Below are 17,418 nucleotides of genomic sequence, written 5' to 3'. Positions count from 1 at the left end.
TCCTTGTCGCCGTCACCTCGGCCCGGTCGGGGCCTGGGGGCGGGCGCCTCATCCGGCATAGGAGTAGAACCCCCGTCCCGTCTTGCGTCCCAGCCGGCCGAGCCGTACGTACTGCTTGAGCAGCGGCGGCGGGAAGTACCGCGGGTCCTTGTACTCCTCGTACATCGACACCGCCATGTCGTGCACGATGTCCAGGCCGATGAGGTCGCTGAGCCGGAACGGCCCCATCCTGTGGTTGAACCCCAGTGTGATCACCGAGTCGATCGACTCCATGTCGGCCACGCCGCGTTCGAAGGCGCGGATCGCGTCCAGCAGGTACGGCACGATCAGCAGGTTGCCCACGAAGCCGGGCACGTCGTTGACCAGGACCGGGCTCTTGCCGAGCGTCCGAGCGAACCCGGTCACGGCCTCGACGCACTCCGGCTCGGTGATCGGCGTGCGGATCACCTCGACGAGCCGCATCGCCGGCACGGGGTTGAAGAAGTGCAGCCCGACCACCCGCTCGGCCCTGCCGGTGGCCCCGGCCAGGACGACCAGCGGGATCGTCGAGGTGTTGGAGGCGATCAGGGTGCCGGCCCCGACGACCCCGTCGATGCCGCCGAGCAGGGCCCGCTTCAGCTCCAGGTCCTCGTACACGGCCTCGACCACGAGGTCGGCCTGCCCGATCTCGTCCAGGTCGGTGGTGAGGGTGTAACGCTCCCCCGCCTCCTCGGCCTGCTCCTGCGAGATCTTGCCGCGCGCGACGGCGGATTCGAGCCCGGCCCGGATCCGGCCGTCGGCCCGCGCGACACCGCCCTCGTCCTTCTCCACGCCGACCGCCTCGAACCCGGCCTGCGCGGCGACCTGGATGATGCCGGTCCCCATCACCCCGCAGCCGACGACGGCGACCTTCTTGATCTGCATGTTCGTAGAGCCTCCTCCAGCGATGTCCGGCCGGCCCGCTCGCCGCGCCGTCGCTCCCCGGCCGTGCGCGCGAACCGCGGACGCCTCCGCCGTCGCACCGATCAGGGGCTCGCGGCCATGTGCACCATAGCACGATAGTTTTAAAAATTTCTATCTTTCTTTATGGGAAACCCCCTGCGGTTCCGGGGGCGAAGGCACACCAACCGCCGGCGCACAGCGCGCCGGGGCCGGGTGGGATGTGCCCGCGGGGTCAGTCCGAAGCGGGCAGGGGCTTGGCGGCCTTCACGGACACCGGCACACCGTCAACGGCCACAGGATGCGTGCCCGGCTTGACGCAGAGGAGTTCGACGGCGACGCCCTCGACCGTGTAGCGCTTGCCGAGCTGAGCGCCGCCGCCCTCGGCCGTGCCGGTTCCGGGCGCGGCGGCAGGGGCGGCGCCCTGGGGCACCATCTCCCGGCCGCCGCACGTCACGGTCAGTTCCTCCTCCGGGCATCGCACGACGATCATCGCGGTCGTGTCCACGGTGCTCACCAACGTCTGACCCACTGTCAGTTTCATGAACCGTCCTACCTTGTGCGAAACGGGTACCGCCGTCGCGGGCGGCCCAGGTGTCAGGAGACCGCGAGCCCGACCAGCTTGACGTCGAGGTATTCGTCGATGCCTTGGGCGCCGCCCTCGCGTCCCAGGCCGCTGATCCCCACGCCGCCGAACGGTGCGGCGGCGGCCGTCGGGTTGATGTCGTTGACGCCCACGATGCCGAAGCGCAGGGCCTCGGAGACGCGCACGGCGCGGCCGAGGTCCCTGGTGTAGACGTAGGAGGCGAGGCCGTACTCGGTGTCGTTGGCGAGCCCGATGGCCTCGGCCTCGTCGTCGAAGGGGATGAGGGCGGCGACGGGCCCGAAGGTCTCCTCGCGATAGATCCGCATCGTCTCATCGACGCCACCGAGCACGGTCGGGGCGAAGAAGTTGCCGCCGCCCAGCTCCCCTTCGGTCAGCCGCTCGCCGCCGACCAGGATCCGGGCGCCCTTGCGGGCCGCGTCCTCCACGTGCCCGCGCACCTTGTCCAGGGCCGCGCCGTCTACCAGCGGCCCGACGTCCACACCGTCCCGGTTCCCGGGGCCCACCCGGAGCCGCCGCACCCGTTCCACCAGGGCGTCGGAGAACGCGTCCATGATGGACCGCTGTACGTAGATGCGGTTCGGGCAGATGCACGCCTGCCCGCCGTTGAGGAACTTCACCAGCGCAGCGCCCTTGGCGGCGTGCGCCGGGTCGGCGTCGCCGAACACGATGAAGGGCGCGTGCCCGCCGAGTTCCATGGACAGCCGTTTCATGGTCGCGGCGGTGGCGCGGCCCCCCAGCATCTTGCCCACCTCCGTGGAGCCGGTGAAGGTCAGCTTGCGCACCACGGGCGAGCGTACGAACCGGTCGCCCACGGCGCCGGGACGGCTGGTGGTGACGAGGTTGGCCACCCCCGCGGGCAGCCCCGCGTCCGACAGGATCTCGAACACCGCCGCCGCGCACAGCGGCGTCTGCTCCGCCGGCTTGACCACGATCGTGCACCCCGCGGCGAGCGCCGGGGCCACCTTGCGGGTGATCATCGAGATCGGGTAGTTCCACGGCGTGATGCCGGCGACCACGCCGACCGGCTGGCGCATCACGACGAAGCGCTGCTCGGCCCGCGAGGAGGGGATGGTGGTGCCGTAGACCCGCTTGGCCTCCTCGGCGAACCACTCCAGGAAGTCGGCGGCGTACCGGACCTCGTTGCGGGCGGCCTTGAGCGGTTTGCCCTGCTCCAGGGTCATCAGCGCCGCCAGGTCCTCCTGCCGTCCGAGCATCAGGGCGTGGGCGGAGCGCAGCGCCTCGGCCCGCCGGTATGCGGTCTCCCGGCTCCAGGCCGGGAAGGCGGCCTCGGCCGCCGCGATGGCCCGGTCCGTCTCCGCCCCGGCCGCGTCGGCGGCGCGGCCGATGACGGCGCCGGTACTCGGGTCGGTCACCTCGAACGTGCGGCCGTCGTCGGCGCCGGTCCACTTTCCGTCTATGAAGAGCGTGCTTCCGTCCCCGCGCGACATGCAACCCATCCACATTTCTAAAACTGTCAGATCATCTGAGTGTAGGGGGCGGCATGGCGCCACGTCGAGAGTGACCAGCCGCAGTGAGATCACGGGACGGGCCGGACACGCGTCCGCGTCCGATGGCGCACCGGGACGATCGCCGCGTCCCGCCTCTCGCGCCTCGCCGCGCCCCTGGAGCGCCGGAGAGCGTTGCGGCGGGTGCCCGCCCCGGCCACGCGCGCTTCATCCTGGCCGAGCTCACCGACGACGGCCGGCGACCACTCGATGACGCCGATCCCGTGTACCGGGCAGTCCCGCGGCGGTTCGCCTTCGAGCACGGGGTCCGGACGGACGTCTCCGCCGGTGAGGTGCGACCGGCGGCCAATGGAAAGTCCGCGGGGGTCTCCGGCCCGGTGGAATCGTGATCGGGGCGGGCGGGCCTGAAGGGGCGTCAGCGGCCCTGGAAGCGCGGTGCGCGGTGCTGGCGGACGGCCTGGATGCCCTCGTGCAGGTCGGCGGTCGTCATCGTGACGGGCTGGGCCAGGGCCTCCCACTGGATGGCGGCCTCCAGCCCGGCTGCTGACTGTTCGAGCCCGGTCTTCGTCAGCCGCAGCGCGATCGGGCCGGCCTCCGCGATCCGGGTGGCCACGCCCATGGCGTGGTCGAGCACGTTGTCGCTGACCCCCGCCACCAGGCCCCAGCTCAGGGCCTCCTCCCCGGAGACCTCACGGCCGGTGTAGAGCATCTCGCGGGCGCGGGAGACGCCGATCGCCTCCGGCAGCAGCCAGGTCGCGGCCATGCCGCCGTGGGTGCCGAGGTAGATGAACGGGGTGCTGAAGCGCGCGGTCGTGCTGGCGAAGCGGAGATCGCAGGCCAGCGCGAGGCAGACGCCCGCGCCGACGGCGGGGCCGTTCACCGCGGCGATGACCGGGAACGGCAGGGAGCGCGGGCGCAGCCAGCTGCGATAGAACGGCAGCATCCGGTCGCGGAGCCGGTCGGTGGTGATGTCCTCGGCGGCGCCCTGGTCGAGCCAGGAGAGGTCGGCGCCCGAGCAGAACGAGCTGCCCGCACCGGTGACGATCAGCACCCGCGTCTCACGATCCGCGGCCACGGCGTCGATGGCCCGGTTCCAGGCCGTCGTCATGTCCGCCGTCATCGCGTTACGCACGTCCGGTCGGTTGAGAGTCAGCAACCGGACGCCGGGCGCGGGCTCCGTCACCACCACCGCGTCTGCGGAGCCGACCGTCATCCGACCTTCCTTCCTCAGGTCTTCTTCACTGGGACCGGAGGAAGCTTACGCCCTTCGGGCAACGGAGGCAGCACGTCCCCGGCACCGCGGCCGACCGCGTGTTGGGCGTGGCCGCCGAATCGGATGGGCGCGATCGAGCGATCCGGACGCCTGGGGTAGATTGATAGTTGCCTAATAATCGACGTCAGGTCGGGACCAGTAAGGGAGGGGCACTTTGTCCCACGAGCCGGCTGCCGCGGCGGAAATGTTCAAGGCACTGGGCGACCCGATCCGCTGGAGCATCATCCAGCAGATCGCCCAGGCGGACGAACTGGCGTGCAGCGTCCTTGAGGACACGCTCCCCGTGTCCAAGCCCACGATCTCCTACCACACCAAGATCCTGGCGCAGGCCGGCCTGATCGAGGTGCGCAAGCGCGGGCGCAACTACTACTACTGCCTGCAGCGGGAAGCGCTGCGCGAACTGATCGACGAGCTGTGGACGATCGCCCCCTCGCCGCGCGCGGTCGGCGATGCTCCCGCGCGGCCTCGGCACCGGCGGGGCAGGCAGGCGGGGTCGCGCCGTGCCGCCGCCGAGCCCGCCGCCGCGGCGGAGGTGGCACTGCTGACCTGGTAGCCGGAGCCGGGCCCCATCTCTCCGCGGTGCCGGGCTGCGCCATGCCGTCACCCGGAGTCTTCCGTCGTGCCGTGAAGGCGGGCATGCGAGGGCGCGAGTGGAACACTTCGCCGATCGCCGCCATTTTCACCTCTGCGTGAGAGCACCGTGCGCACCTGGGTGCGCGGTGTTTACTAGCGCCCGCTAGTGCAGGACTATAAGTTGCCTGAGCAGAGCCCGCAAGGTGCCGTTCACTGCGATGCGAAGGAGCCTGTGACAGTCTTGGAACCCAGGCGTCAGGTGACGGCCGCCGATGTGGCACAGGCGGTGGGGGTCTCGCGAGCGACCGTCGGGTTCGTTCTGAACGACACCCCGGGCCAGACCATCTCCGAGGCCACCCGCCAGCGAGTGCTCGACGCGGCGATCGCCCTCGGATACCGCCCGAACAGCGCGGCGCGCGCGCTGGCCCGAGGGCGCAGCGAGATCGTGCTGCTCGTGCTGCCGGACTGGCCGATGGACTACGCCCACGGCCGACTGGTGGAGGAGTTCGCCAAGGCCCTGGACGAGGCGGGCTACTCGCTGGTGACGTGGAGCCCGCGCGAGGACAGCCACGCCCGGCCGCTCTGGGAGCGCCTGCACGCCGACCTGGTGATGGGCTTCGCCCCCTTCGACGACGACCAGCAGGCCGGGATACGCGCGAACGGGGTCTCCAAGCTCTTCCCCACGCCCGACCAGTACATACGGCACAGCGCCCACTGGCTCGCCATCACCCTGCATCTGCAGGTCGATCATCTGCGCGAACGGGGGCACCGGCGGATCGCGTACGCCGGCTCGCCCGATCCCCGGCTGGCCGCGGTGAGCCGGGACAAGGCCCGGAAAGTGGCGGCGCGGGCCGCGTTCCATGGCATGGAGTTCGCCGGCGAACGCGTCGTGGACGTCGCCGACGGATCGGCGGACCGCGCCGTCCGGGCGTGGGTGGAGGCGGGCTGCACCGCGGTCGTCGCCTGCAACGACTACGTCGCCGCCATGGTCGCCGGGGCCGCGCTCCGGGCCGGCATCGCGATCCCCGAGCGACTCGCCGTGATCGGGCACGACGACAGCCCCCTGGCCCGCGTGGTCGTGCCGACCCTCACCAGCGTGCGCATCGACGCCGCGGCCGCCGGCCGCGAAGCCGCCGCGTCCGCGCTGCACGAGCTGGGAGTCCGGCCGCTGCCGGCCGAGCCGGACCCCTGCGCCGCCGTCCTGGTGATACGCGAATCCACGGGCGGCACCGCCACGGGGACCGAGGTGCCCTGCCGTCTGATCCCCCACGACACCGGCCACGGTCATGCGCCGGAGATTCGCCAGATGAGTCCGTCTGGTGACGGCCATGGCGCCTCCGGGTCCGGCAGCGGTGGAGATCCGGTCATCGGAGAGTGAGCGAGCCCGGCTGATCGGCACGTCAGCGGAGCACCGCGTTCGTCCTCACCGCGGCCAGGGCGGTCTACCCGCCGCCCGCCGCGGGGTGACGGCCGTCGTGATCCTCGCACAGGTACAGGCGCAGGCCCGACAGCGCGGAGTCCAGCAGTTCGGACAGCGACAGGTCCTCGCTGTCGAGCCACTGCTCGTACGCCGACAGCGCCATGCCCAGGCTGACGTGCCCGACCGTGCGCGGCAGCAGGTCGTCGGGCGACAGGCCGCGACGGACCGCGACGTACTCGGCGATGACCCGGCGCCAGGCGGCGTACTTCAGGGCGGAGTGGGCCTGGAGCGCGGGGGTCGTGAGCAGCAGCCGCATGCGCTCGCGGTGCTGCGGGACCGCCGCCTCGTCGAGCCGGTTGAAGTCGAGCACGGCCCGGTGCACCGCCCGCCAGACCGGGATGTCGTGGGGCATGGCGCGCAGGAACTCGCGCAGGTGCGCCAGCCCGGCCTCGAACCGGCCCCAGGGGATGTCGTTCTTGGAGGGGTAGTAGCGGAACAGCGTGCGCCGCGCGATCCCGGCCGCTTCGGCGATGGCGTCCACCGTGGTCTCCTCGAAGCCCCGCTCGGCGAAGAGCCGGAAGGCGGCCCGCTCGATCGCGGCGTGGTCGGTGGTGGGGCGGCGGCCCCGGGTCTGCCCCGCGTTCACAAGCACCAGAAGGTAGCAGTTCCGGCACGAGGGCTTCCTTTTCTGCCCTCGGTGTCATTTAATCCTTATTGCACTCGATGCCGCAATTCGCGGCTCCCCTCACCCCCCGAGGAGTTGCAATGGACGACCGGATCACCGCCGCCGACCAGACCGCGCCCGAGGAGCTCACCGAGGAGACCCTGCTCGAAGAGGTGTCCATCGACGGCATGTGCGGCGTCTACTGAGCGGCCACCCGACATGACCGCGAACCCGCTGGACGTCGCCTGGGAGCTGTCCCCCGGCGTGGCGCTGCGCCCCGAGCCGTTCGGGGCGCTGGCCTACCACTTCGGCAACCGGCGGCTGACCTTCCTCAAGCGGGGCGAGCTGGCCGCGGTGGTGCGCGCGCTCGCCGCCCACCCCGACGCCCGCGGCGCGCTGGCCGAGGCGGGGGTGCCCGCCGAGCAGTGGCCCGCGTACGCCGGCGCGCTGCGCGGGCTGGCGTCGGCCGACATGATCCGGCCCCGTACCGCCCCGGCCCCGGTCGCCCCCGGAACGCCCGCGAAGACGGCGGCCGCCCGGGGGGCGAGCGCGTCGCTCGCCCGCCGCTTCGAGGAGGGGCTGGCCGCGCCCATCTGCCTGACCTGGGAGCTTACCTACGCCTGCAACCTGTCCTGCGTGCACTGCCTGTCCTCCTCCGGGAGGCGCGACTCGCGCGAGCTGACCACCGCGCAGTGCGAGGCGGTCATCGACGAGCTGCAGGCCATGCAGGTCTTCTACGTCAACATCGGCGGCGGCGAGCCGACCGTGCGGCCGGACTTCTGGCACCTGCTGGAGTACGCCGTCGCCCACCGGGTGGGGGTGAAGTTCTCCACCAACGGCGTGCGCATCACCCCCGAGCGCGCGCGGGCTCTGGCGGGCATGGACTACGTGGACGTGCAGGTCTCGCTGGACGGCGCCACCGCCGAGGTCAACGACCGGGTGCGCGGGGCGGGCTCGTACGCGACCGCGATCCGCGCGCTGGACAACCTGGCCGAGGCCGGGTTCGCCGACGCCAAGCTGTCGGTGGTGATGACCCGCGAGAACGTCTCCCAGCTCGACGCGTTCAAGGCCATCGCCGACGCCCGCGGCGCGACGCTCCGGCTCACCCGGCTGCGCCCGTCCGGCCGCGGCGCCGACGTGTGGGACGAGCTGCACCCCACGGCCGGGCAGCAGCGCGAGCTGTACGAGTGGCTGCTGCGGGCCGGCGAGGACGTGCTGACCGGCGACTCCTTCTTCCACCTGGCCGGGTACGGCGAGTCGCTGCCCGGGCTGAACCTGTGCGGCGCGGGCCGGGTGGTGTGCCTGATCGACCCGGTCGGCGACGTCTACGCCTGCCCGTTCGCGATCCACGACACCTTCCGCGCCGGCAACGTGCTCACCGACGGCGGGTTCGCCGGGGTGTGGCGCGGGTCGGAGCTGTTCCGCGAGCTGCGCGAGCCGCAGACCTCCGGCGCCTGCACCGGCTGCCGGTTCTTCGACTCCTGCCGGGGCGGCTGCATGGCGGCCAAGTTCTTCACCGGCCTGCCGCTGGACGGGCCCGACCCCGAGTGCGTTCAGGGGCACGCCCGCGACGCGCTCGCGGCGGCCGGCCGCACCCCGCCCCGGCCCAGCCAGGACCACTCCCGCCGGCCCCGGAGCCGCCCGGTCCCGGTGCGCATCGGCCGCCGCCCGTCCCCCGACGTCCCGCCGGCGCGGGCGTGCGCGGAGAGCCCGCTGGCCGGATTCGTCCCTTCCCCCGACGCCTGACCACGAGAAAGAGGGTTCCATGGCCCGCAACGCATGGTTCGAGACGGTGGCCGAGGCACAGCGCAGGGCCCGCCGTCACCTGCCGCCGTCGGTGTACAAGGCGCTGCTGGCCGGCTCGGAGCGCGGCCGGACGTACCGCGACAACATGGAGGCGTTCGCGGCGCTCGGCTTCGCTCCGCACGTGGCCGACCTGCCGGCCAAGCGCGACCTCGCCACCACGGTGATGGGGCAGCAGATCTCGCTGCCGGTGATCATCTCGCCCACCGGGGTGCAGGCCGTGCACCCCGACGGCGAGGTGGCCGTCGCCCGCGCGGCGGCGGCGCGCGGGACCGCCATGGGGCTGAGCAACTTCGCGAGCAAGCCGGTGGAGGAGGTCGTGGCGGCCAACCCGCAGACCTTCTTCCAGATGTACTGGATGGGCACCAAGGACCAGATGGCCGCGCAGATGGAGCGCGCCCGCGCGGCCGGGGCCAAGGGCCTGATCGTCACGCTGGACTGGACGTTCTCCCACGGCCGCGACTGGGGCTCCCCGTGGATTCCCGAACGGCTCGACCTGAAGGCGATCGCCCGGTTCGCACCGCAGGGCCTGGCCAGGCCGCAGTGGCTGCTCACGTACGCCAGAACCGGCCGCCTGCCCGACCTGACCGTGCCGAACGTGGTCCCGGCCGGACAGCGGCCGCCCACGTTCTTCGGCGCGTACGGCGAGTGGATGCAGACCCCGCCCCCCACCTGGGAGGACGTGCGGTGGATGCGGGAGCGATGGGACGGCCCGTTCATGCTCAAGGGCATCTCGCGCATCGACGACGCCCGCCGCGCGGTGGACGCCGGCGCCACGGCGATATCGGTGTCCAATCACGGCGGCAACAACCTGGACGGCACACCGGCCACGATCCGGCTGCTGCCGGGCATCGCCGCCGCGGTCGGCGACCAGGTGGAGGTGCTGCTCGACGGCGGCGTACGGCGCGGCGGCGACGTCGTCAAGGCGCTCGCGCTCGGCGCGCGGGCGGTGATGATCGGGCGCGCCTACCTGTGGGGCCTGGCGGCCAACGGCCAGGCCGGGGTGGAGAACGTGCTGGACATCATGCGCAACGGCATCGACTCGGCACTGCTGGGCCTGGGCCGCGCCTCCGTCCACGACCTGGGGCCCGGGGACGTGGTGATCCCGCCGGGGTTCACCCGCGAGATCGGCGCGTAGCATGGCGTCCCGGCCCGGCCTCGCGGACCACTCCTGGACGGCGCTGCCGCCCTCGCCGTGCGTGCTGGTGCCGCTCGGCTCCACCGAGCAGCACGGGCCGCACCTGCCGCTGCACACCGACACCACGATCGCCACGGCGGTGGCCGAGGCCGCGGCGGCACGCCTGCGCCGGGCGCGGCCGGATCTGAACGTCCTGGTGGCGCCGGCCGTCGCCTACGGCGCCAGCGGCGAGCACCAGGGCTTCCCCGGCACCGCGTCGATCGGCGCCGAGGCGCTGCGGTTCCTGCTGGTGGAGCTGGTCCGCTCGCTGTCGGGGTGGGCGGGCCGCACGGTGATCGTGAACGGGCACGGCGGCAACCTGCGCCCCCTCGCCGCCGCGGTCGCGCATCTGCGGCAGGAGGGGCACGACGTGGCGTGGACGCCGTGCGAGACCGGTGACGCCGCGGGCACCGACTCCCACGCCGGGCACGCCGAGACCTCGCTCATGCTGCACCTCGCCCCGGAGCTGGTGAACATGTCCCGCGCCGAGCCGGGCGTTTCGGCCCCGCTCGCCGAGCTGATGCCCGGCCTGGTGGCCCGGGGCGTCGCGGGCGTGTCGCCGTCCGGCGTGCTGGGCGACCCGACCGCGGCTTCCGCCGAGTACGGGCGGCACCTGCTGGACCGCATGGCCGCGGACGTGGCCGGGCGGGCCGGGCACGGGCGGGCGGACGGCAGCGGATGCCTGCTGCGCGCGGAGGAGGCGGCGTGGCGGACGTGAGCGGGCGGGTCGCGCTGGTGACCGGGGCGGCCCGCGGGATCGGGGCCGCCACCGTGCGCGCCCTGTGCGCCCAGGGCTACCGGGTGGTCGCCGTGGACTCCTGCGCCGGCGACGGTCCGGACCGGCCGCCGGGCGTCGCCTACCCGCTCGCGACCGTCGCCGACCTGAAGTCGCTGGCCGCGGAGCACCCGGACACGATCGTGCCGTACGTCGCCGACGTGCGCGACCGCGAGGCCCTGGCCGAGGCCGCCGCCGCCGCGGTGGACCGGTTCGGCCGGCTCGACGCGGCCGTGGCCGCCGCGGCGGTCATCGCCGGCGGGCTGCCGCTGTGGGAGACCCCGCCCGAGCACCTGGACACCCTGTGGCAGGTGGACGTCGCCGGGGTGTGGCACACGGCGGCGGTGTGCGTGCCGCACATGCTGGCCGGGCCCGAGCCGGGCGGGTGCCGGTTCGTCGCGGTCGCCTCGGCCGCCGCGACGCACGGGCTGTTCCGGCTGGCGGCGTACAACGCGGCCAAGCACGCCGTGGCCGGGCTGGTGCGCGGGCTCGCGGCCGACCTGGTGGGCACCGGCGTCACCGCCGCCGCGGTCTCCCCCGGCTCGACCCGCACCGACATGCTCACCGCCACCGCCGGGGTCTACGGCCTGGACGACACCGAGGAGTTCGCCGGCTCGCAGTTGCTGCGCCGCCTGATCGAGCCCGCCGAGATCGCCGAGGTGATCGCCTTTTGCTGCTCCCCGGCCGGGGCCGTGGTCAACGGCTCGGTGGTCTCGGCCGACGGGGGGTTCACCCCGTGACCGGCCCGCTGCCCGAGGGGTTCGCGGTGCGGCTGAACCGGCGCGTACGCGTGCGCGACGGCGGCCGGACCCTGGTCGGCGGCGCGCCCACCCGTGTGGTCCACCTGAGCAGGACGGCCAGGAAACTGCTCACCGGCCGCACGATCCGGGTCCGCGACCGCGCCTCGGCCCTGCTGGCCGACCGGCTGCTGGAGATCGGCATGGCCGACCCGATCGTGGCCGAGTTGCCCGACGGCGACCCGTCGCAGGTGACGGTGGTGATCCCGGTCCGCGACCGCCCGCACGCGCTGGACCGGCTGCTGGCCAACCTGGGCGGCCGGCACCGGGTGATCGTGGTGGACGACGCCTCGGCCCGCCCGGAGGCCGTCGCGCGGGTGGCGGCGGCGCACGGGGCCGGCCTCGTCCCGCTGGCCGAGAACCTGGGGCCGGCCGGAGCCCGCAACGCGGGGCTGCGCCGGGTGACCACCCCGTACGTGCTGTTCGCCGACTCCGACGTGGTGCTGGAACCCGGCGCGCTGGAGGCCCTGCTGCGGCACTTCGCCGACCCGCGCGTGGCGGTGGCCGCGCCGCGGGTGCTGGGCCTGCGCCTGCCGGGCGGGGATCGGTGGATCCGCCGCTACGAGGACGCGCGCTCCTCGCTGGACCTGGGGATCGAGCCCGGGATCGTCCGCCCCCGCGCGCCCGTCTCCTGGGTGCCCAGCGCCTGCCTCCTGGCCCGAGTGGACGCGCTCGGGGCGGGGTTCAGCGCGGAGATGCGGGTGGGCGAGGACGTGGACCTGGTGTGGCGGCTCGCGGGCGCGGGATGGCGGGTGCGCTACGAGCCGGCCGCGACCGTGCGGCACGAGCACCGTACGGACGTCGCCGACTGGCTGGGCCGCAAGGCGTTCTACGGCACCGGCGCCGACCTGCTGGCCCGGCGGCACGGCCGGGACGTGGCCCCCGCCGTGCTCACCCCGTGGAGCGCGGCCTTCGCCCTGGCGCTGCTGGCCCAGCGGCGCTGGTCCGCCCCGGTCGCCGCGCTGATCTTCGCCGTGGCGGCGGCGCGGATGTCGGCCAAGCTCGCCCGCAGCGACCACCCGGTACGGCTGGCGCTGGTCCTGACCGCCGACGGCGCCGTGGCCTCGGCCTGGCAGGTCACCGCGCTCCTGCTGCGCCACTGGTGGCCCCTGGCCGCGCTCGGCTGCCTGTTCTCCCGCCGGACGCGCCGGGCCGTGGCCGCGGCGGCGCTGCTCGACACGGTGTCCGACCTGCGCCGGACCGGGGCCCACCTCGACCCGTTCCGGTTCGCCCTCGCCCGCCGCCTCGACGACGCCGCGTACGGGGCCGGCCTGTGGTACGGCGCGATCAAGGGCCGCTCCCTCAGAGCGCTGCTGCCGGACATCCGGTGGTCGTTGACGCCGCCATCGCCACCGGTGCCGCCGTCCTGAGCCGCACGCTTCCCCGCTGACCAGCGTTTCCCGCACAGCCGTCACGGAGTGCGGAAGCCCCGGAAGGTCACGGGCTTGCGGGTCTCGAAGCCGAGCCCTTCGTAAAGGGCGATCGCGCCGGTGTTCGCCTCGGCCACGTGCAGAAAGGGACGTTCGCCGCGCGCCACGATCCGCGCGACGAGCGCGCTCACCAGACGGGCGGCGTAGCCGCGCCCGCGTGCCTCCGGGGCGGTGCAGACGGCGCTGATCTCGGTCCACCCCGGCGGCCGGAGCCGCTCGCCCGCCATCGCCACCAACGTGCCGTTGTCGCGCACGCCGAGATAGGTGCCGAGCTCGCGCGTGCGCGGCCAGAACGGCCCCGGCTGCGCCCGCGCGACGAGGTCGAGCATCTCGGGCACGCTGTCCGCGCCCAGTTCGACCACCCCGGTGCCGGTCCCGCCAGGCAGGTGATCGGGGCGGCTGCCGCCGGGCCAGATCATCTGACGGCCTTCGAGGACGAAGACCGGCTCCCAGTCCGGCGGCGGCGTCGCCGGGCAACCGAACATGTCGGCGAGCTCGCCCCGGCCGAGCAGCCGGGCGAGGTCGGCCCACTCCTGCGGACCCGGATCGGCGGTCACCGCGGAGAAGGTCGCGACTCCCGGCTGGTAGGTGACGGCCTCGCCGAACCGGCGGGCAAGGTGCGCATGGTGACCGCGCAGTGATGCGCCCACCGGGTCATCGAGTGCGGTGGCGTCGCGGATGACCATTCGTGCTGTGCCTCTCGTGTCGTACGGGATCGGCGGTGGCCCTGCTGGACGAGCGATCAGATCCAGCCGGCCATCCTACGGGCACAAGCCTCGTCAATGAGGTGCCGGCCGCCGCCGATGACGGGAGATGCGAAGCGGACGCGCCATAGGAGCCCCCTGTCCGCCGCCGCGTCTCACCGCGGCGGCGGCCCCACCGAGTCCCGCCTGACCAGCGGGCACGGCATGAGATGTCCCTGCGCACTCTGCTCGGGGTCGTCCCGGATGAGCTCCAGCAGCCGGCGGACCGCCCACGTCCCCATCTCGTAGTGAGGCAGGGCGACGGTCGTGAGTGCCGGGGACAGTTCGGGTGCGATCAGGTCCTGATCGTCGTACCCGACGACGGACAGGTCGTAGGGGATGCGCAGGCCGCGTTCGGCCGCGGCGCGGTAGCACCCCATCGCCATCCGGTCGTTGTAGCAGAAGATCGCGGTCGGCCGTTCGCCGAGATCGAAAAGGCGCGTCGCCGCCCGGTAACCTCCGGTCGTGTCGCCGTGCTCGGCCACGACGAGCTCCGGGTCGGCGGGGATCCTGGCCGCGGCCAGCGTTTCGTGGTAGCCGGCCAGGCGTCCGGATGCCGCCGGAACCTCCAGCGACTCGGTGGCGAACCCGATCCGCCGGTGACCCGCGCGGAGAAGTTCGCCCACCGCCGCAGCCGCGCCGCCGCGTTCGTCGGGCACGACGTACGGCACAGAGCCGTTGGTGGGGCAGGCGTCCAGTACGACGGTGCTCACGTCGCCCAGCATCTCGGGGATCTCGACGTGCCGGTGGTACATGGTGGCGTAGATGACACCGTCGACCCGCCGGTCGAGCAGCGCCCGGACGGCGTGGCGCTCAAGCGCGTGCTCGCCTCCGGTGTTCACCAGGAACAGCAGGTAGCCGGCCTGCCAGGCCGCGTCCTGAGCTCCCTGGATCATCCGCCCGGCGAACGGGGTGGTCGCTATGTCATCGCCGACGAAGCCGATCGTTTGGGTCCTGCGTGTGCGAAGGCTGCGGGCGATCGGGTTGGAGGTGTAGCCGAGGGCGCGGGCGGCGGACAGGATGCGCTCCCGGGTCTCGGGGCTGACGCGCGCGCCCTCGACGTTGTTCAGGACCACGGACACTGTGGAGACGCCCACGCCCGCTCGTGCTGCGACGTCCTTGATCCGTGGCTTTTGCATCATTCTCCTTGAAGAAACGATTCAGCAAATCGATTCTTCATCCCGGCGCGGACATGTGGCAAGGGTCCGTTTCCGACGTGTCACATGTCGCGGGCACCGGCCCGGGACCTCGGGGCATGCTCTGCCGCGGCCGGCGGAGGCGCCCCTGCCCTGCTGCGGCTCAGGGGGTGGCGCGGAAGGTGTAGTCCGCGGCGTAGGTGACGAACTGTGAGGCGGTGGCGCTGTCGATCACCTTGGTGCCGTGCGTGCTCTCATCGAGCACCACGGCGTTCACCGCGACGTTGCTGACCACGCTGTTGTTGGACACATGGTTGCCGGATCCGGTGGCGACCAGGATCATGGTAGGTTCCGCGCCGGAAGGTTTGATCTTGGCGGGGGCGACGTCGTAGGCGAAGAGGTTGCCGGTGACCATGTTGCCGTCACCGCGCAGGTGGATCAGCCCGTACAGGTCGTCCTTGCCGTTGTCGTACGGCTGCATCGGCCCCCAGGGTTCCGGTTCCCTCCGGAAGTGGTTGCCGCTGATGAGGTTCTCCTTGTTGATCCCATCCGAATCGAGCATTCCGGGGTAGAAGCCGTGCAGCCGGTTGCCTGTGATGGACGATCGGTTGGTGTTGCGGAGGTGAACCAGGCTCTTGCCGCGGGGGAAGATGTTGTTCCCGGCGATCAGCAGCCCCTGGTGCTGTTCGGCGAAGATCGAGTAGCCGATGTAGCCCGCGCCGATATGGTTGTCGGTGACCTTCGACGCCTGCCCGGAGCCGATCAGCTCCACGCAGCTCCCGCATTCGGCGATGAAGTTGCCGCGCACGCTCAGCGCGTCCGCGTCCCGCACGATCAGCGCGCGCTCAAGGTAGACGAACCCCATCCGTTCGATGCGGAAGGCGTCGTTGGCCGTGTCGACCCGGATCCCCACCTTGCCGTTGGCGTAGGAGTTCTGGTTCGGCGTGAAGGAGATCCCGTCGAGGCAGAAGTTGTCGAAGACGACCGAGCTCAGCCGTGGATCCCCGCTGCGGGAGACGAGGAATGCCTCGCTTTCGCCGTCGGTGTTCTCGACCCGGATCCGGCTGCCGCCCGGCCAGATCTCGTGCCAGGCCGAGGTGTCTCCGGCGTTGTATCGGATGCTGGAGGAGGCGAAGCCGTGGCCGTCGCCCCTGATGGTGAGGTAGCTGACGTCGACGGTGACCCTGGTCTTGAGCGGGTAGTCGCCCGGCGGGATGTAGATCACCGCGCCGGGCTTCGAGGATTGGCTGGGCTGGCGGGTCTTGATGTCGGCGATGATGTCGTTGATCAGCGCGCCGATGTCGGTGTAGCAGGTGATGGCCGGGTTGGTGGAGTGGCGCCAGGTCGTGACGTCGTACCCCCTGGACGGCCCGGCCTCGGCGGATGCGGCGGACGGGGCCGATAACACGGCCATGCCGGCCGCCGCCGCGCCGACGGTAGACGCTCTGAGCAGCACGCGCCGGTTGAGGTCGGAATCCTTCTGGGTCATGCGGTTCCTCCTGGGGGTGAGAAGCGAAACCCGGTGGAAGGGGACAGGTGGAGTTCGCCGGGCTGAGGTCCGGCCCTGGAGCATGCCGGTACCTGCCGGCCGGCGGTACCGGCATGCGCAGGTCGCGCCTCGCCGGCTTTGCCGAAGGCCGTCAGACGGTCTGCTGAGTGTGACCGTCACATCGGGAGCGGTTGGGTGCCGCGCAGGCCGTGAGCCGGATCGCGGCACACGAAGATCGGGTCGGTGATCTCGCCGATGAAGCCGCCGTCGTCGGTGTGGCGGAAGGCGAGCAGGACCCAGGCGCCCGCGCGATCCCGGACGATGCGGCCGCTGTAGAGGGACTCCTCGGTGAGGCGCCGCGCCTTGCTCGGGTCGTACGGCCCGAGCAGGTCGCCCGGTTCGACGACCCAGACGCCGCCGCGTTCCCCGGCCAGGCGCCGTTCCCGCGCCAGCTCGGTGCGCAGACACGAGAACAGCAGCACGGGGCTGCCGTCGACGATCTCCACCTGGGGGACCTCCAGGTGGCCGAAGCCGGTGCCGGGTGCGCTGAGCGGGGGTTGTGCCTCCCAATCGAGCAGGTCGTGGGAGCGGGCGTGGCCGATCACACCGCGCTGGTCGGGGTCGCCGACCGGGGAGCGGGCGGTGATGAGCATGTGCCAGCCGTCGCCGCCCGGGTCGCGGAAGACCCAGGGGTCGCGCCATGCCTCGTCGGGCCACTCCCCCGTGTGGAGTCGCTCGTACCAGCGCTGATCGCTTTCCAGGATCGCTGCCGTGCCATGCTTGCGCCAGGTGTGCAGGTCATCCGAGGTGGCCAGGCCGATGCGTTGCTTCAGGCCGCGTTCTGCGTGGCTGGTGCCGGTGTAGAACATGTGCCAGGTGCCGTCGTCGGCCCGGACGACCGAGCCGGTCCAGGTGGTGTAGTCGTCGAAGGCGGGACGAACGCTGGGGGCCAGGGCGTCCGGGAGTACGGTCCAGTCGGTGAGGTCGGCGGATACGGCGTGGCCGATCGAGACGTTCCAGTGGCGCTGGTCGGGGTCGCCGATCGCCTTGGGCGCCTTGAGGAAGTACAGATGGTAGGTCTCGCCGTCGTCGGCGAGCCAGAAGTCCCAGACCCAGTGGTCGTCGAGACGCAGCACGAAATGACCTT

General features: G+C 72.5%; 17 protein-coding genes. 8 read left to right on the top strand and 9 right to left on the bottom strand.

Going from position 1 to position 17,418, the window contains the following annotated elements:
• Positions 1 to 48: 48 nt before the first annotated feature.
• The 4 genes from HNP84_RS34655 to HNP84_RS34640 form a co-directional block, all read right to left on the bottom strand.
• Positions 49 to 903 carry a 3-hydroxyacyl-CoA dehydrogenase family protein gene (locus HNP84_RS34655; RefSeq protein WP_185054271.1) on the bottom strand — a complete coding sequence of 285 codons (855 nt, stop codon included), beginning with the start codon at positions 901 to 903 and terminating at the stop codon, positions 49 to 51.
• Positions 904 to 1,153: 250 nt separating this feature from the next.
• On the bottom strand, positions 1,154 to 1,462 hold the full coding sequence (locus HNP84_RS34650) for a hypothetical protein (RefSeq protein ID WP_185054270.1): 309 nt from the start codon (positions 1,460 to 1,462) through the stop codon (positions 1,154 to 1,156).
• A 53-nt stretch (positions 1,463 to 1,515) separates the two neighbouring features.
• On the bottom strand, positions 1,516 to 2,973 hold the full coding sequence (locus HNP84_RS34645) for an NAD-dependent succinate-semialdehyde dehydrogenase (protein ID WP_185054269.1): 1,458 nt from the start codon (positions 2,971 to 2,973) through the stop codon (positions 1,516 to 1,518).
• Between the two features lie 433 nt (positions 2,974 to 3,406).
• Positions 3,407 to 4,204: an enoyl-CoA hydratase/isomerase family protein gene (locus HNP84_RS34640; protein WP_185054268.1), complete on the bottom strand. Its 798-nt coding sequence runs from the start codon at positions 4,202 to 4,204 to the stop codon at positions 3,407 to 3,409.
• A 244-nt stretch (positions 4,205 to 4,448) separates the two neighbouring features.
• On the opposite strand from HNP84_RS34640, the gene HNP84_RS34635 reads away from it, so the two are divergent.
• Together HNP84_RS34635 and HNP84_RS34630 are read left to right on the top strand one after the other, a co-directional pair.
• Entirely contained in the window at positions 4,449 to 4,817 is a 369-nt protein-coding gene (locus tag HNP84_RS34635) for an ArsR/SmtB family transcription factor (RefSeq protein ID WP_185054267.1), read from the top strand.
• A 261-nt stretch (positions 4,818 to 5,078) separates the two neighbouring features.
• The gene (locus tag HNP84_RS34630) at positions 5,079 to 6,215 is read left to right on the top strand and encodes a LacI family DNA-binding transcriptional regulator (protein WP_221337143.1); all 1,137 of its coding nucleotides are present in this window, start codon (positions 5,079 to 5,081) and stop codon (positions 6,213 to 6,215) included.
• A 64-nt stretch (positions 6,216 to 6,279) separates the two neighbouring features.
• On the opposite strand, the gene mftR is transcribed toward HNP84_RS34630, so the two are convergent.
• Complete coding sequence (gene mftR, locus HNP84_RS34625; protein WP_185054368.1) at positions 6,280 to 6,903, bottom strand: mycofactocin system transcriptional regulator MftR; 624 nt, start codon at positions 6,901 to 6,903, stop codon at positions 6,280 to 6,282.
• 119 nt (positions 6,904 to 7,022) lie between these two features.
• On the opposite strand from mftR, the gene mftA reads away from it, so the two are divergent.
• From mftA to mftF, 6 genes are read left to right on the top strand one after another with little or no spacing between them, the layout of a single operon-like run.
• A complete protein-coding gene (gene mftA, locus HNP84_RS34620; RefSeq protein WP_185054265.1) occupies positions 7,023 to 7,127 on the top strand; it encodes a mycofactocin precursor MftA in 105 nt (34 codons plus the stop codon).
• A 13-nt stretch (positions 7,128 to 7,140) separates the two neighbouring features.
• Positions 7,141 to 8,667 carry a mycofactocin radical SAM maturase gene (mftC, locus tag HNP84_RS34615; RefSeq protein ID WP_185054264.1) on the top strand — a complete coding sequence of 509 codons (1,527 nt, stop codon included), beginning with the start codon at positions 7,141 to 7,143 and terminating at the stop codon, positions 8,665 to 8,667.
• A 19-nt stretch (positions 8,668 to 8,686) separates the two neighbouring features.
• Entirely contained in the window at positions 8,687 to 9,862 is a 1,176-nt protein-coding gene (gene mftD, locus HNP84_RS34610) for a pre-mycofactocin synthase MftD (RefSeq protein WP_185054263.1), read from the top strand.
• 1 nt (position 9,863) lies between these two features.
• On the top strand, positions 9,864 to 10,619 hold the full coding sequence (gene mftE / locus HNP84_RS34605; protein WP_185054262.1) for a mycofactocin biosynthesis peptidyl-dipeptidase MftE: 756 nt from the start codon (positions 9,864 to 9,866) through the stop codon (positions 10,617 to 10,619).
• Positions 10,607 to 11,416: a mycofactocin-coupled SDR family oxidoreductase gene (locus HNP84_RS34600; RefSeq protein ID WP_221337142.1), complete on the top strand. Its 810-nt coding sequence runs from the start codon at positions 10,607 to 10,609 to the stop codon at positions 11,414 to 11,416. Before mftE ends, HNP84_RS34600 begins: the two co-directional genes overlap by 13 nt.
• Positions 11,413 to 12,843: a mycofactocin biosynthesis glycosyltransferase MftF gene (mftF, locus tag HNP84_RS34595; RefSeq protein WP_185054260.1), complete on the top strand. Its 1,431-nt coding sequence runs from the start codon at positions 11,413 to 11,415 to the stop codon at positions 12,841 to 12,843. Before HNP84_RS34600 ends, mftF begins: the two co-directional genes overlap by 4 nt.
• Positions 12,844 to 12,884: 41 nt before the next feature.
• Here mftF and HNP84_RS34590 read toward each other — a convergent pair whose 3' ends face one another.
• The 4 genes from HNP84_RS34590 to HNP84_RS34575 all read right to left on the bottom strand — a co-directional run bounded on the left by HNP84_RS34590 (position 12,885) and on the right by HNP84_RS34575 (position 17,407).
• A complete protein-coding gene (locus HNP84_RS34590; RefSeq protein WP_312926439.1) occupies positions 12,885 to 13,553 on the bottom strand; it encodes a GNAT family N-acetyltransferase in 669 nt (222 codons plus the stop codon).
• A gap of 209 nt (positions 13,554 to 13,762) precedes the next feature.
• Positions 13,763 to 14,788 (bottom strand): LacI family DNA-binding transcriptional regulator, encoded by a 1,026-nt coding sequence (locus HNP84_RS34585; protein WP_185054258.1) that lies wholly within the window; start codon positions 14,786 to 14,788, stop codon positions 13,763 to 13,765.
• A 157-nt stretch (positions 14,789 to 14,945) separates the two neighbouring features.
• The gene (locus HNP84_RS34580) at positions 14,946 to 16,271 is read right to left on the bottom strand and encodes a NosD domain-containing protein (RefSeq protein WP_185054257.1); all 1,326 of its coding nucleotides are present in this window, start codon (positions 16,269 to 16,271) and stop codon (positions 14,946 to 14,948) included.
• Positions 16,272 to 16,447: 176 nt separating this feature from the next.
• Positions 16,448 to 17,407 (bottom strand): glycoside hydrolase family protein, encoded by a 960-nt coding sequence (locus HNP84_RS34575; RefSeq protein ID WP_185054256.1) that lies wholly within the window; start codon positions 17,405 to 17,407, stop codon positions 16,448 to 16,450.
• Positions 17,408 to 17,418: the final 11 nt, after the last annotated feature.

The organism is Thermocatellispora tengchongensis (assembly GCF_014202315.1).
Lineage (GTDB): Bacteria > Actinomycetota > Actinomycetes > Streptosporangiales > Streptosporangiaceae > Thermocatellispora > Thermocatellispora tengchongensis.
Note: the sequence above shows the minus strand (reverse complement) of the source record. Positions and strands in the feature narration are given on the sequence as shown.

Excerpts from the sequence above, each read along its gene's own strand:
- HNP84_RS34585 (WP_185054258.1), bottom strand. The coding sequence starts at position 14,788 with ATGATGCAAAAGCCACGGATCAAGGACGTCGCAGCACGAGCGGGCGTG.
- HNP84_RS34650 (WP_185054270.1), bottom strand. The coding sequence starts at position 1,462 with ATGAAACTGACAGTGGGTCAGACGTTGGTGAGCACCGTGGACACGACC.
- HNP84_RS34655 (WP_185054271.1), bottom strand. The coding sequence starts at position 903 with ATGCAGATCAAGAAGGTCGCCGTCGTCGGCTGCGGGGTGATGGGGACC.
- HNP84_RS34640 (WP_185054268.1), bottom strand. The coding sequence starts at position 4,204 with ATGACGGTCGGCTCCGCAGACGCGGTGGTGGTGACGGAGCCCGCGCCC.
- mftE (WP_185054262.1), top strand. The coding sequence starts at position 9,864 with ATGGCGTCCCGGCCCGGCCTCGCGGACCACTCCTGGACGGCGCTGCCG.
- HNP84_RS34645 (WP_185054269.1), bottom strand. The coding sequence starts at position 2,973 with ATGTCGCGCGGGGACGGAAGCACGCTCTTCATAGACGGAAAGTGGACC.
- mftD (WP_185054263.1), top strand. The coding sequence starts at position 8,687 with ATGGCCCGCAACGCATGGTTCGAGACGGTGGCCGAGGCACAGCGCAGG.
- mftC (WP_185054264.1), top strand. The coding sequence starts at position 7,141 with ATGACCGCGAACCCGCTGGACGTCGCCTGGGAGCTGTCCCCCGGCGTG.
- mftA (WP_185054265.1), top strand. The coding sequence starts at position 7,023 with ATGGACGACCGGATCACCGCCGCCGACCAGACCGCGCCCGAGGAGCTC.
- HNP84_RS34580 (WP_185054257.1), bottom strand. The coding sequence starts at position 16,271 with ATGACCCAGAAGGATTCCGACCTCAACCGGCGCGTGCTGCTCAGAGCG.
- HNP84_RS34635 (WP_185054267.1), top strand. The coding sequence starts at position 4,449 with ATGTTCAAGGCACTGGGCGACCCGATCCGCTGGAGCATCATCCAGCAG.